General features: G+C 62.5%; 10 protein-coding genes and 1 pseudogene. 10 read left to right on the top strand and 1 reads right to left on the bottom strand.

The features are described from left to right. The 7 genes and pseudogenes from AC1DVH_RS11530 to qhpG all read left to right on the top strand — a co-directional run. Positions 1–397, top strand: a 397-nt coding sequence (locus tag AC1DVH_RS11530) for a ParA family protein (RefSeq protein WP_477753907.1), incomplete at its 5' end; no start/stop codon positions are given. Positions 398–777: 380 nt separating this feature from the next. Next, positions 778–1,260: pseudogene (locus AC1DVH_RS11525) on the top strand (M20/M25/M40 family metallo-hydrolase); the annotation flags it as partial. Positions 1,261–1,411: 151 nt separating this feature from the next. After that, the gene (locus AC1DVH_RS11520) at positions 1,412–2,437 is read left to right on the top strand and encodes a histone deacetylase family protein (RefSeq protein WP_477753906.1); all 1,026 of its coding nucleotides are present in this window, start codon (positions 1,412–1,414) and stop codon (positions 2,435–2,437) included. 259 nt (positions 2,438–2,696) lie between these two features. Further along, on the top strand, positions 2,697–4,601 hold the full coding sequence (locus AC1DVH_RS11515) for a sigma-54-dependent Fis family transcriptional regulator (RefSeq protein WP_477753905.1): 1,905 nt from the start codon (positions 2,697–2,699) through the stop codon (positions 4,599–4,601). Next, positions 4,601–6,319, top strand: coding sequence for an ABC transporter ATP-binding protein (locus AC1DVH_RS11510; protein WP_477753904.1), 1,719 nt, complete (start codon positions 4,601–4,603; stop codon positions 6,317–6,319). Before AC1DVH_RS11515 ends, AC1DVH_RS11510 begins: the two co-directional genes overlap by 1 nt. Next, positions 6,309–6,986, top strand: a complete 678-nt coding sequence (gene qhpE / locus AC1DVH_RS11505; RefSeq protein WP_477753903.1) for a subtilisin-like serine protease QhpE — start codon at positions 6,309–6,311, stop codon at positions 6,984–6,986. Before AC1DVH_RS11510 ends, qhpE begins: the two co-directional genes overlap by 11 nt. Next, positions 6,983–8,281, top strand: coding sequence for a flavin-dependent monooxygenase QhpG (gene qhpG, locus AC1DVH_RS11500; RefSeq protein ID WP_477753902.1), 1,299 nt, complete (start codon positions 6,983–6,985; stop codon positions 8,279–8,281). Before qhpE ends, qhpG begins: the two co-directional genes overlap by 4 nt. 122 nt (positions 8,282–8,403) lie before the next feature. Here the strand turns inward: qhpG and AC1DVH_RS11495 are convergent, their stop codons facing one another. Further along, the gene (locus tag AC1DVH_RS11495; RefSeq protein ID WP_477753901.1) at positions 8,404–9,894 is read right to left on the bottom strand and encodes an aldehyde dehydrogenase family protein; all 1,491 of its coding nucleotides are present in this window, start codon (positions 9,892–9,894) and stop codon (positions 8,404–8,406) included. Between the two features lie 548 nt (positions 9,895–10,442). Here AC1DVH_RS11495 and peaA point away from each other — a divergent pair. From peaA to qhpC, 3 genes are all read left to right on the top strand, one after another. Then, positions 10,443–12,023: a quinohemoprotein amine dehydrogenase subunit alpha gene (gene peaA / locus AC1DVH_RS11490; protein ID WP_477753900.1), complete on the top strand. Its 1,581-nt coding sequence runs from the start codon at positions 10,443–10,445 to the stop codon at positions 12,021–12,023. 92 nt (positions 12,024–12,115) lie between these two features. After that, positions 12,116–13,546, top strand: coding sequence for a quinohemoprotein amine dehydrogenase maturation protein (peaB, locus tag AC1DVH_RS11485; RefSeq protein ID WP_108231965.1), 1,431 nt, complete (start codon positions 12,116–12,118; stop codon positions 13,544–13,546). 1 nt (position 13,547) lies between these two features. Then, on the top strand, positions 13,548–13,871 hold the full coding sequence (qhpC, locus tag AC1DVH_RS11480) for a quinohemoprotein amine dehydrogenase subunit gamma (protein WP_477753899.1): 324 nt from the start codon (positions 13,548–13,550) through the stop codon (positions 13,869–13,871). The last annotated feature ends 4 nt before the right edge of the window (positions 13,872–13,875 follow it).

Here is a 13,875-nt window from a genome sequence, read left to right as displayed (position 1 = left end):
CATTTATATCGACACGCCGCCTTCCCTGAATTTCTATACGTTCAGCGCACTGATTGCCGCCGACCGCGTGCTGATTCCATTCGATTGCGACAGCTTTTCTCGTCAGGCGCTCTATAGCGTCATCGCGCAAGTGGCCGAGTTGCAGGCTGACCATAATGAGTCGTTGATCGTGGAAGGTGTGGTGGTCAACCAATTTGTGGCGCGTGTCAGCTTGCACCAGATGCTGATCGACGAGTTGGTGGCCGAAGGCTTACCCGTGTTACCGGATTATTTGAGCAGCACGGTCAAAATGCGTGAGTCCCATGAAGCGTCGGTGCCCATGATCCACTTGGCTCCACGCCATAAGCTGTCATTGGAGTTCGTCAGCCTGTTTTCCGCTTTGGAAAGAGCCGGTTGATCGTAAGAGCAAGGTTGAAAATTCAGCGTCTGACGATGGGATGGCACGCCTTGGTTCGCCATCTGATTCCGTGCGCTGAACATAAAATTGAAATTGAAATGCCAGTACGATAACTCGCGCGCAATCGCTAGCTCCTGCTTCGAATCAACACCTGTTTTCCTGGCCGCCTTTGGGATGGCCATTTTTTTTGCCCGAGATTTTTGGACGCAGCATTTTCAGTTTTTGCATTTCGTCCTCGGCTTGTCGAAGTTCACAGGTGGAAGCCTCCGCCCACAGGTGCTCCAGCGGTTTAAGGCCGGGCTCAAGTTTTACCTTGAGGCATGCACACATTTTTAATTTCTACTGAAGGCCCACGCATAAGCGTTCTACAAACAGTAAAAGCGACGGACTTCGCCCCCGAAGGCCTGACCACGGTCGGTGAGTTGGGCATCAACAAGTCGTCGCACAACACCATCCCGGGTCTAGTGAACTTCACCGTCGACCTGCGTCATCACCGCGATGAAACCATCGAGGCGATGGAGCAACAGGTCCGTGGGCGGCTGCAGGCGATCGCCGACGCTCGCGGTTTGAAACTGGCGATCACCCCGCACTGGATCATCCCGGCGACGCCGTTCGACGCGGACTGCGTGGCGGCGGTACAACAGGCCATGGACGCGCTGGGCTACGCTCAGCAGTCGATTGTCAGTGGCGCCGGACATGACGCGATCCACCTGGCGCGGTTCTGCCCGACGGCCATGGTGTTCATCCCGTGCGTGGGCGGTTTTAGCCACAACGAAGCCGAAGACGTACTGCCCGAGGATATGCGCCAGGGCACTGATGTGTTGCTCAACGCCGTGTTGGCCCGCGCCGGAAGCACTGAATAAACACGATCCCTGTGGGAGCGAGCTTGCTCGCGATAGCGGTGGATCAGTCGCCATCAATGTTGAATGTGCTGGCCTCATCGCGAGCAAGCTCGCTCCCACAGTGGGATGCGGTTGGTTTCAAGACCTACGTTCGCTGACAGGAATTTATCCCATGCGCAGTTTTTTCCACCCCGAACAATTGCTCCACCATCCACGCAGTTACTACTCCCGTGGCCAGATGCGTACGCCGCAGGAAGTGCCGGAGCGTGCGCAGCGCCTGGTGCAGGCGTCTCATGCGTTGGGTTTTACCGTTGAGCAACCGGCCGATGCCGGGCTCGCTCTGCTGCTGACGGTGCACGGCGCACCGTACCTGGCGTTCTTGCAGGAAGCCCATCAGCGCTGGAAAGAGATTCCCGAAGATTGGGGTGACGAAGTGATGTCGAACATCTTTGTCCGCGAACCCAATGCCCTGCGCGGAATTCTCGCGCAAGCCGCGCGCTATCTGGCCGATGGCAGTTGCCCGGTGGGCGAGCAAACCTGGCGTTCGGCTTACTGGTCGGCGCAAAGCGCCATCGCCGGTGCCCGGGCGTTGCTCGAGGGTGAACCGGCAGCGTATGCCCTGTGCCGTCCACCGGGTCACCACGCCCGGGCCGAAGCGGCGGGTGGTTTCTGTTATATGAACAATGCGGCGGTGGCCGCCCAGGTATTGCGCGCCGGTTTTTCGCGGGTAGCGGTGCTGGATACCGACATGCACCACGGGCAAGGGATTCAGGAGATCTTCTACGAGCGTGATGACGTGCTCTACGTTTCGGTGCACGGCGACCCGACCAACTTCTATCCGGGTGTCGCAGGTTTCGCCGATGAGCGCGGTGTCGGGGCGGGCGAGGGTTTCAACCTCAACCTGCCGATGGCCCATGGCGCCAGCGAGGCCGACTTTCTGGAGCAATTGGATGTAGCACTGAAGGCGGTGACGGACTTTGGCGCCGAGGTGCTGGTGCTGTCCCTGGGCTTCGACATTTTCGAACTGGACCCGCAAAGCAAAGTGGCGGTGACCCGCGAAGGGTTTGCCGTGCTCGGTGAGCGGATTCGCAGCCTTGGGTTGCCGTGCCTGATCGTGCAGGAGGGCGGGTATCACCTGGAGAGTCTGGAGGATAATGCGCGGGCGTTTTTTGTGAGCCCTGAGGTTTGGCAGCTCTGAGATCTTGGGTGTCTGGAAGATTGCTTTCGCGGGCAAGTCGGATCGCCGCACCGCCGCTCCCACAGGTTTCGCGTCGTCCACAAATCTGCGGTTCTACTCGGACACTGTGGGAGCGGGCTTGCCCGCGATGAACGATAACCCGGTCCACCTGACGGAACACAAGCGCCCTACGGCACTTGCCATAGCCCTGACGTTAACGTAAAGATTGCGGCAGGGCGCCGATGTATGAAGGCGCAGGGCGGATGACCCGGAGCGCTTGATGACGCTAATAAAAACAAACTCCCCCAAACTGCATCGCGAAGCCCGGCTGGCCCGGGAAAAGCTGCACCTGGAAGGCGAAGTGCCGGATGGCGTCCTGCGTGCGGAAATCGATGCCTCCTGGCGACGCAGTCTGAGCCATGGTGTGCATTTCAATGCCAAGCACGAGCTGGCGCTGGAATCGAGTGCCAGCCTCGACGTGTTGCTGGCAAGCAACCGCTTGCTGATCGACGCCGCGTTGCCAGCGATCGATTACCTGGCCGAGCGTCAGGGCAAGGAAGGGCTGATCATCCTCGCCAACTCCGACGCCACCATCCTCGCCGTCGAAGGCCGCGCTGACCGTCTCAAGGGCAGCGGCCTGCAGGACATCACCCTCGGCGCCTGCTGGAGCGAAGCGGTTCGCGGCACCAACGCCCTCGGCACGGCACTGGTGGAAGCCCGCCCGACCCTGATCGATTGCGGCGAACATTATCTGGATCGCCTCAGTGATTTTTCCTGTACTTCGGTGCCGATACATTGCCCCCAAGGCGACATTCTTGGCGTCCTCGACCTGACCCGCGAAGGCCCGCTCGGCCGTGCCCACGACAGCACTGCGCTGCTGGCCATGGCGGTCAGCCAGATTGAAAGCCGGGTGTTCAACGCCAGTTATCCTGACGAAATCGTCCTGGCCTTCCACAGCCGCAGGCAATACCTGGAATCGCCGTGGCAAGGCCTGCTGGCCGTGAGTCTTGGCGGGCAGATCCTGGCGGTCAGCGCCCAGGCCTGCCAGTTGCTCAACGCCGAGCGCTCGGCCCTGGTCGGGCGACGCTGCGAGGAGTTTCTCGGAGTCGACGGCCTGCAGTTGTTGGCGCGTCTGCACCAGGGCGGGGCCGGCAGCCTGCAAACCGCCAAGGGTGAATTCTTCTACAAAACCCTGCGTGCGCCGCAACGCTCGATCAACGTCAGCAGCCCGCCGCGCACTGTCGCGAAACCGGCCAAGGCGCAACCGGATCTGGAAGCGCTCGCCGGCAGCAATACGCGCTACGCCCGTGCCTTGCGCATGGCCCGCCAGGGGCTGGCCAATGAACTGCCGGTTTTGTTGTTGGGCGAAACCGGCACCGGTAAAGAGGTTATCGCCCGCGCCCTGYACATGGCCGGAGCGCGCTGCGACAAACCCTTCGTGGCAGTGAACTGCGCGGCCATTCCCGAAGGCCTGATCGAGTCCGAACTGTTCGGCTATCGCGAAGGCGCGTTCACCGGTTCACGCCGGGGCGGCATGGTCGGGCGCTTGCAGCAGGCCCATGGCGGCACCTTGTTCCTCGATGAAATCGGCGACATGCCCCTGGCCTTGCAGGCCCGACTGTTGCGGGTATTGCAGGATCGCAAGGTCGCGCCCCTGGGCGCTGGGGAAGAGCAGGACATCGACGTTGCGCTGATCTGCGCCACCCATCGCGACCTCAAGCGTCTGGTGGAAGAAAAACACTTTCGCGAGGACTTGTTCTACCGGGTCAACGGCATCAGCGTGATGCTCCCGGCCCTGCGCGAACGCGAAGATTTCGCCGCGCTGGTCAGCCGCATGCTGACGACACTGGGCGCCCCCATCGTGGTTCTGCACGATGATCTCAATCGCTTGCTCGGCGGTTATCACTGGCCGGGCAACATCCGCCAACTGGAGATGGTTCTGCGCACCGCACTGGCCATGCGCGAACCGGGTGAAACCGTGCTGACCCTCGACCACTTGCCCGACAGCATGCTCGACGAGTTGACCGCCAGCGAACGGCCCCAGGCCGGCAGCATCCGGGAAAACGAACTGGAGCTGATCCGTCAGTCCCTGGACACGCATCAGGGCAACGTCTCGGCCGCCGCCGACGCCCTGGGTATCAGCCGCGCGACCCTGTATCGCAAGCTCAAACAGTTGCGATCGTGATGCAGCGCCTGATCGTTCGGCTGATCGACAGCCAGAACCCCGAGGCGCTGCAAGCGTCGCTGCGCTGGCTGTACAGCTTTGTGCGACCCCATCGCCTGGCGATTGCCGGGCTGTTGGGCCTGTCGGTCTGCGCCTCGGCGCTGGTGCTGGTGCAGCCGTGGCTGACCAAACTGCTGATCGATGATGGCCTGTTGGCGCGCAACTTCCCGATGCTGGTGTTGATTGCCGGGCTGATGATCGTCGCCGGGTTGTTGGGCACAGCGCTCTCGGGCATCAACCGCTACCTGCACACGCGATTGTCCGGGCGCATGCTGTTTGCCTTGCGCGATGACCTGTACCGGCATTTGCAAACCCTGTCGCCGGGCTTTTACGGCCAGCGGCGCATCGGCGACCTGATGTCGCGCCTCGATGGCGACGTCGCGGAAATCCAGCGGTTTGCCGTGGACTCGCTGTTTTCGGCGGTGTCCAGCGTGATCGGCCTGGTGGTGGCCGTGGCGATGCTGCTGACCTTGTCCTGGAAGTTATCGCTGCTGGCCCTGGTGCTGATTCCCCTCGATGTCCTCTGGCTGCGCTGGATGCGGCGCAAGGTCGAGCGCGATGTGCGGCAGTTGCGCGAGCGTTCGGCGGACATGTCGTCGTTCATGGTCGAGACGCTGCCGGTGATGAAATTCATCCAGTCCGCCGGCCAGCAACAGCGCGAAGCACGGCGCCTCGAGACGCTGGGGCAGGGCTACATGAGCCAGTTGCTGCGCCTGCAAGTCACCGAGTTTTTCACCCAGGCCGTGCCCGGTACCCTGACCTCGCTGTCCCGGGCCTGCGCATTCTTGATCGGCGGTTACTGGGTGGTGCAGGGCACCTGGCAACTCGGCGCCCTGATTGCGTTTTCCACTTACCTGGGCATGGCCGTGGGGCCGGTGCAGAGTCTGCTCGGGCTTTACGTCGCGATTCAGCGGATGACGGTCAGCCTCGGCCGGGTCATGGAATTGCGCGGCGAACAACCGACCGTGTTGACGCCCGTCACGCCACGCCCGATGCCCAATGGCGGCGATCTCTGGTTCGACAACGTGCACTTCGCCCATCCCGGCCGCCAATCGACCTTGCGCGGCATCGAGGCGCGGATTCCCTACGGTATGAAAGTGGCCCTCAGCGGCGGCTCCGGCGTAGGTAAATCCACCCTGATTGACCTGCTGCAACGTCATCACGATCCGCAATCGGGCCGGGTACTGCTGGGCGACGTCGATCTGCGCGAACTGGACCTGTTCCAGTTGCGTCGGCGCATCGCCATCGTCAGCCAGGACATCGTGCTGTTTCGCGGCAGCCTCGCCGACAACCTGGCCTATGCGGTGCCGGACGCCAGCCGCGAAGCGATTGCCGAAGTGGCGCGACTGGCGCAACTCGACAGCCTGATCGAGTCCTTGCCCGAAGGCCTCGACAGTCCGTTGGGCGAGCGCGGTCAGCAGTTGTCCGGCGGGCAGAAGCAACGCATCGCGATTGCCCGGGCGCTGTTGCAGGACCCTTTGATCCTGGTGCTCGATGAAGCCACGTCCGCGGTGGATGAAGCCACCGAGCGCGAAGTCATCGACGCCATCGACCGCTTGTTCGCCGGGCGTACGCGCATCCTGATCAGCCATCGCCCCTCAACCCTGGCCGATGCCGATCTGCGTTTCGAATTGCTCGACGGCGTGCTGACCTCGAAGACGGTGCTGCATGAAACCTGAATTGCGTATTGGTGTGGTGGACAGCGGCCACTCGGCGGCACAGCGGGTGCGAGTGATCGCCGGTCGGCGCTTTGCATTGCTCGAAGACGGTCTGGCCGAGGGCGAGTTGCGCGACGACCCGCTGGGGCATGGCAGCGCGGTGATCGAGGCGATCGGCCGGCGTGCCCCCTCGGCGCTGTTTTGCGTGGCGCAGGTGTTCGACCAGSGCGGTGTCACCAGCGCCTTGCAGATCGCCACGGCGATTGACTGGCTGCTGGCGCAGGACGTGCGACTGATCAATCTGAGCCTTGGCCTGYGCCAGGATCGCAGCCTGTTGCGCGTGGCCTGCGCGGCGGCAGTGGCGCGGGGCGTGCTGCTGTGTGCGTCGAGCCCGGCCCAGGGGGAAGGGGTGTTCCCGGCGAACTATCCGCAGGTGGTGCGGGTGACCGGCGATGCGCGCTGCGCCGAGCAGGAATGGTCGTGGCTCAACACTGCCCAGGCGGATTTCGCCGCGTGTGTGCAGGGCACCTATCCGGGGCAATCCGGGGCGAGCCTCGGTTGTGCCGCCTTGAGCGGGCACATCGCCGGGTTCCTCGCCGAACAGCCTGACGCCAGCAATGCGCAAGTCATCGAGTGGTTGCGCGACCATGCCCGTTACCGTGGCCCTGAACGGCGCTTCGGGCCATGACCGACGTCGTCATTCTTGGCGCCGGACCGGCCGGCGCCGCCGTCGCGCTGGGGCTACGGCGGCTGGGCCATGGCGTCACGCTGATCAGCGAATGGCGCCGGTTTGCCGCGCTCGAAGGCGTGTCCGTGCGGGTTCTGGATGCCTTGCGCAGCGCGGGCCTGCATCAGGCGTTGACGGAGGCGGCGCTGCCTTCTCAACGCCAGGTGAGCTGGAACGGCCAGCACCATGCGCAGAACATCGAATACTTGCTCGACCGTCCGGTGTTTGACCGAGGCCTGCGCGAGGATTTGCGCCTGGCGGGGGTCGAGCTGATCGAAGGCCGGGTGCTGACGGTTCAGTCATCGGCCAATGGCCACCGAATAGAAATCGACGGACGCGAACCACTGCTCGCGCCGTTTCTCGTGGAGGCCCGCGGACGTCAGGCCCCCGCTATCGGCAAAGGCTTGCGTGGACCCGAGACGGTCAGCTTGCTCAATCGCTGGCAAGGTTCGCCGGGCAGCACCGCCAGCGCCGTAGAAAGCCTTGAGGATGGCTGGGCGTGGATGGCGCGACGCGCCGACGGTCAGTGCTACTGGCAATGGACAGTGGACGTTGCCAGCGCCGGGTTGCCGGGCAAGGCCATGTTGCTCGATTACTGCCGACAGCGGCGCCATGCTTCGAAGCTGGCCGCCGCATTTTTTGCCGGTGAAGCGGAGTGTGATCTACAACTGCACGCCCGCAGCAGCACGGCGATTCTGAGCCCGCAGGTGGGTGGTGAAAACTGGATTCGGGTCGGCGATGCGGCAATGGCCGTCGACCCGCTGTCGGGCAACGGGATCTTTCAGTCCTTGTCTTCGGCGTTGCAGGCGCCGGCAGTGATCAACACGCTGCTGTGCAAGCCCGAGCGAGCGGCTCTGGCCCAGCGTTTTCACCAACAGCGGGTGGAGCAGTTGTTTTTGCGGTTTGCGCGGATCGGCCGGGATTTCTATGCCGATGAGCAGCGCTGGCCGGACCAGCCGTTCTGGCAGGCACGACGGCAATGGCCGGATGCCGAGGTGGCCCATGCCGAGGCGGATTTCGATGCGCTGAGGATTGAGCGGGCGCCGGTGTTGCGTGAAGGGTTGGTCGATGAGGCCGAGGTGGTGATCACGGTCGATCAGCCGTTGGGGATCTGGCATGTGCAGGGGGTTGAGGTGGCGCCGTTGGTGCGGCGGTTAAAACACGGCGAGCCAGCGGATCTGGTGTTGGCCGGATTGACGTTGGAGCAGGGAAGGTTGGTTCGTGGCTGGTTGTTGGCTCAGGGGTTCAAACCCTGAGGTTTGAGCTGTCTGGACCGGCCTCATCGCGAGCAAGCTCGCTCCCACAGKGGTTTTGCGTCGTACACAAATCCCCTGTGGGAGCGAGCTTGCTCGCGATGGCGGTCTGAAGAACGCCGCTATTACAACTTGATCAACACCGACTTCAACTCGGTGTAATGCTCGATCGCCGCATACCCCATCTCACGCCCGACCCCGGACATCTTGTAGCCGCCGAACGGCAGTGCCGGGTCCAGGGCGCTGTGGCAGTTGACCCATACTGACCCTGACTTGATCCGTGGAATCATCCGGTGCACCGCCGCCAGATCATTCGACCAGATACTCGCGCCCAATCCATACGGACTGTCATTGGCCATGCGCAAGGCATCGGCCTCGTCGTCGAACGGAATGGCCACCAGCACCGGGCCGAAAATCTCTTCCTGCACCAGTGAGTGCTTCTGATCGACATCGACAATCACCGTCGGCTTGACGAAGAACCCCGGGCCGAACTGCTCACCGCCGCAGGCGATGGTCGCGCCGCTTTCCCGGCCCTTTTCGATGTAGCCGTAGACGCGCTCCTGCTGGCGCGCCGAGATCAACGGCCCCATGTCGACGCTCGGGTCGAGGCCGTTGCCGAGTTTCATGGCGTTGGCGATGCCAGCGATGTCCGCCACCACATTGTCGAAGTGCTTGCGCTGCACATACAGCCTGGAGCCTGCGCAGCAGACCTGTCCCTGATTGAAGAAAATCGCGCTGGCGGCCCCGGCCGCGGCGGTTTTCAGGTCGGCGTCGGCCATGACGATGGTCGGTGATTTGCCGCCCAGCTCCAGGGTGACCCGGGTCATGGAATCCATGGCGATCTTGCCGATTTGCTTGCCCACCGCAGTGGAGCCGGTGAAGGTCAGCTTGTCCACCAATGGGTTATGAGTCAGGGCGGAGCCGGCGGTGATGCCGGTACCGGTGACCACATTGAACACGCCTTCGGGGTAACCAGCCTCCAGCACCAGCTCGGCGAGTTTCAGTGCGGTCAGCGGGGTTTCGTCGGCGGGCTTGAGCACCACGGTGCAACCGGTGGCCAGGGCCGGGCCGAGTTTCCAGCAGGCCAGCAGTAGCGGGAAGTTCCAGGCGACGATGGCGCCGACCACGCCCACCGCTTCACGTCGAATGAAACTGTGGAACTGGTCGTTGGGCATCAGCGGTGCCGACACGTCAACCGTGGAACCTTCGATCTTGGTCGCCCAACCGGCCATGTAGCGCAGGAAGTCGATGGCCAGTTGCACGTCCATCACCTGGGCCACCGCCGCGCTTTTACCGTTGTTCAGGCATTCCAGCTGTGCCAGCAACTCGGCGTCGCGCTGCATCAGGTCGGCGAGTTTCCATAACAGGTTCTGCCGCTCCCGGGGGCGGGTGCGGGTCCAGGCCGAATCGTCGAACGCCTGGCGGGCGGCAAGTACCGCGCGGTCGACATCCGCAGGCGTTGCCCGTGGCACCACGCACAGCACTTCGCCGGTGGCCGGGTTGTGCAGGGGCATGGTCTGGCCGTCGGCGGCCTCGACCCAGTCACCGCCGATCAGCATGCGCGGGGCGCGCTGGATGAACGCCGAAGTGGCGGGAAGCACATTTGGAAGCGACATGATGAAACCTCGTCTTGTTCGTGTGGCGAGGTCATTCGCAATGGCTGTGCCAGTTGTGTTTTTTTGGCCAGAAGGCCCCATCTGGTGGGGCGTGACAGATTCTCTGTGGATCACCATGAGATCGATAAACGTCGCAAATTGCGACGACGTGAGACGTCCCGAACAAAATGTACATCAGGAACGTAATGCTTTTTGTAGGAGCGAGCCTGCTCGCGATGGACTAAAGAGCGCTGCGTTTAACTGGTAAGCACGCGTAATCGTTAACGACCATCGCGAGCAGGCTCGCTCCTACAGAAAGCTATGCTTGTCTCAGAGTGCAACAGTTGTCGCGAAATTGAACGTGTTGCCGCGATGGCATGACTGGCAAAACTCCCGCCGATTCTGGCAAACCATTGATTCATTGAGGTATTCGTAAGCTGGCACGCTCCGTGTATTGCTCATCGCAGACGTTTCTCTTGCCTCCGTCAGCAGATCAAAGCCGACGGCAGAAACCAAAAAAAAACGATAAGCCACAACAATAAGAACGCACCGTGCGAGGTTCGACGTTGATGAAGAGAAAACTCCGATCAGGCATGAGCGCCAGCCTGCTGGCCGTAGCTGCTTGTGTAGCGCTGCATTCACCCCCTAGCCTGGCAGCCCGCGACGCCCAGACCATCCTCAAGGAAACCTGTCAGGGCTGTCACACCCCCGAAGCCGAAAACGCCCTCAGCCGCATCAGCCACCAGCGCAAAACGCCGGAAGGCTGGCTGATGAGCATTGCCCGGATGCAGACCATGCACGGCTTGCAGATCAGCGATGACGACCGCCGGACGCTGGTCAAGTACCTGGCCGACACCCAGGGCCTGGCGCCGAGCGAAACCGACGGCGTGCGCTATGCGCTGGAGCGGCGGCTCAATACCGTCGAGCACTTCGACGACCAGACCAGCCAGATGTGCGGCCGCTGCCACTCCGGTGCGCGGGTGGCCCTGCAACGGCGTCCGGCGCAGGAGTGGGAGCGCCTGGTGAACTTCCACCTCGGTCAGTGGCCGTCCCTGGAGTATCAGGCGCTGGCCCGGGACCGCGACTGGTTCGACATCGCCCGCAAGGACATGGTGCCGCTGCTGGCCAAGCGTTATCCGATGGACAACCCGGCCTGGAAAAAATGGCAGAGCGTGGCGCCCAAAGCCGATGCGCTGGTGGGTGACTGGAGCTTCAGCGGTCACTTGCCGGGCAAGGGTGAACTGGCCGGTGTGATGACCGTGAGCGCCGATGGCAGCGACACCTTCAAGGTCAGCGTCAAAGGCCAATACGCCGACGGCAGCCCGTTCAATGGCGACGGCAGTGCAATTCTCTACACCGGCTACGAATGGCGCGGCAACGTGACCATCGATGGCGTGACCATGCGCCAGGTGTTCGCTGCTCAAGGCAATGCGATGCAGGGCCGGATGTTCGAGGCCGAGCACGACGAGCGCGGCCTGGACTTCGTCGCCGCCAAACAGGGTTCCCAGCGGTTGCTGGCGGTGCAGCCGGGCTATCTGAAGGCCGGCAGCGAAACCGAAGTGACCCTGATCGGCAGCGGCCTGACCGGCAAGCCGAACTTTGGCAAAGGCGTGGAAGTGCTCGAAGTCGTCTCGCAGAGCCCGCAGCAGATCAAGGTCAAGCTCAAGGCCGCCGCCAATGCCCAACCGGGGGCGCGCGCGGTCAGCGTCGACACGCTGAAAGGCCCGAGCCTGTCGGTGTACAGCAAGATTGCCGAAGTCAAAGTGGTGCCGGAATTTTCGGTAGCGCGGATCGGCGAGGGCGGCGGTTCGACGCCGAAGGTCCAGGGCCGTTTCGACGCAGAAGCCTGGGGCAAGGGCGCTGACGGCAAGCCGTATCGCATCGGCGTGTTCCCGGCGCAGTGGAAGGTCGAAGCCTTCGACGACCGCGCCAGGGAAGACGAAGACGTCAAGTTCGCCGGCACCATGCAGGCCGACGCCGGCGTGTTCACCCCGGGCGATGCCGGGCCGAACCCGGCACGCAAGATGTCCACCAACAATGCCGGCAACCTCAAGGTGATTGCCGCCGTCGACGACGCAGGGAAGTCCCTGACCGGCGAAGGCCACATGATCGTGACCGTGCAACGCTGGAACAATCCACCCATTCCGTGATGTTGCAACGTGAGCTTGGCTGAAAACGCTTTCAGACACTTTTCGGAATGACCGCAAGCCCCGCCAACCGGGGCTTGCACAGGAGGTTGGCAATGGGCGCTATCTTGAATCTGGTCGAACGCAACCTGCACGAAGTGCAGGTCGATGCCGACCGCATGCTGTTTCACATCCCCAGCAGTTCGCTGTTCGCCAGCGATGAACTGACGGGCACCATCATCGATACCTTGCGCGGGCCCGGTTGTTCTTCGGACGACCTGATCCAGCGCCTGGCCGCGCGGTTCAATGGCGAGGAAATCACCGAGACCCTGCGCGAACTGATGGCCCTGGAACTGGTCAGCGACGGTTCGCCGCTGACCCCGGACATCGCCACCAAGCGCGTCGAGCGCACGGCAATCAATACCGTGGTGCTCAACGTCAACACCGGCTGCAACCTGAGCTGCACCTATTGCTACAAGGAAGACCTCGACAAGCCGTCGGCGGGCAAGAAGATGGACGTCGAGACGGCGATTGCCTCGGTGGAAATGCTGCTGCGCGAATCCCCGGACGAAGAGCGTTTCACAGTGGTGTTCTTCGGCGGCGAACCGCTGAGCAACCGCAAGCTGATCGAGTACATGGTCGACTATTGCGAGAAGCGTTTTCGCGAGGCGGGCAAGTTCGTCGAATTCGTCATGACCACCAACGCCACGCTGCTCACCGAAGAAACCGTGGACTACCTCAACGCCCACCGTTTCGGGCTGTCCGTTAGCATCGACGGGCCGAAGACCGTGCACGACCGCAACCGCATCACCGTGGGCGGGCAGGGTACCTATGACGTGGTGCGGCGCAAGGCCGAGATGCTGCTGTCGCGCTACAACAGCCGCCCGGTCGGTGCTCGCGTAACGCTCACCACCGGCGTGACCGACGTCGAAACCATCTGGGATCACCTGTTCAACGAACTGGGTTTTGCCGAAGTCGGCTTTGCCCCGGTGACCTCCGGCGACATCAGCAGCTTCAACCTCACCAGCGATGAGCTGGTGCAGGTGTTCGCCAACATGAAAAAACTCGGCAAGCGTTACCTGGAAGCGGCGCTGGAGCACCGCAACATCGGTTTCTCCAACCTGCACCAGCTCATCACCGACATCCACGAAGGCCACAAGAAAGCCCTGCCATGCGGCGCGGGCCTGAAGATGCTGGCGGTGGATCACAAGGGCGAGCTGAACCTATGCCACCGCTTTACCGGTTCGAGCCTGCCGACCTTCGGCAACGTCCACAGCGGCGTGAAACAGGTGGAGTTGAACGACTTCCTGTCCCAGCGCCTGGATCGCACCAACACCGGCTGCGAGGACTGCCAGATCCGCAACCTGTGTTCCGGCGGCTGCTACCACGAGAGCTACGCCCGCTACGGCGACCCGACGCACCCGACCTATCACTACTGCGAACTGATGCGTGACTGGGTCGACTTCGGCATCGAGGTCTACACCCGGATCATGGCCAATAACCCTGCGTTCATCAGCAGCTACATCACTCCGCGCAAGGCTCACTGATATGAAACATCTCAAGGCAATCAATAACAAAGCGTTGAAGCTGGATCAGGCCGCGGATGAAAACCGCATTGAAGAAGTGGTGGCCATGAGTTCTGTGGCGGGCTGTGCCTCGRCCACCGACCCGGGCTGGGAAATCGATGCGTTTGGCGGTGTGTCTTCGCTGTGCCAGCCGATGGAGGCCGACCTCTACGGTTGCTCCGACCCTTGCTGGTGGCCGGCCCAGGTGCCCGACATGATGAGCACCTACCCGGACTGGAACAAGGATGCCCAGGCGTCCAACGAAAACTGGCGCAACCTCGGCACTGTCTTCCCCAAAGACAAGTGATCAC

This window comes from Pseudomonas sp. P4_C3, from assembly GCF_056402075.1.
This window is presented reverse-complemented; position numbering and strand designations above follow the sequence as displayed.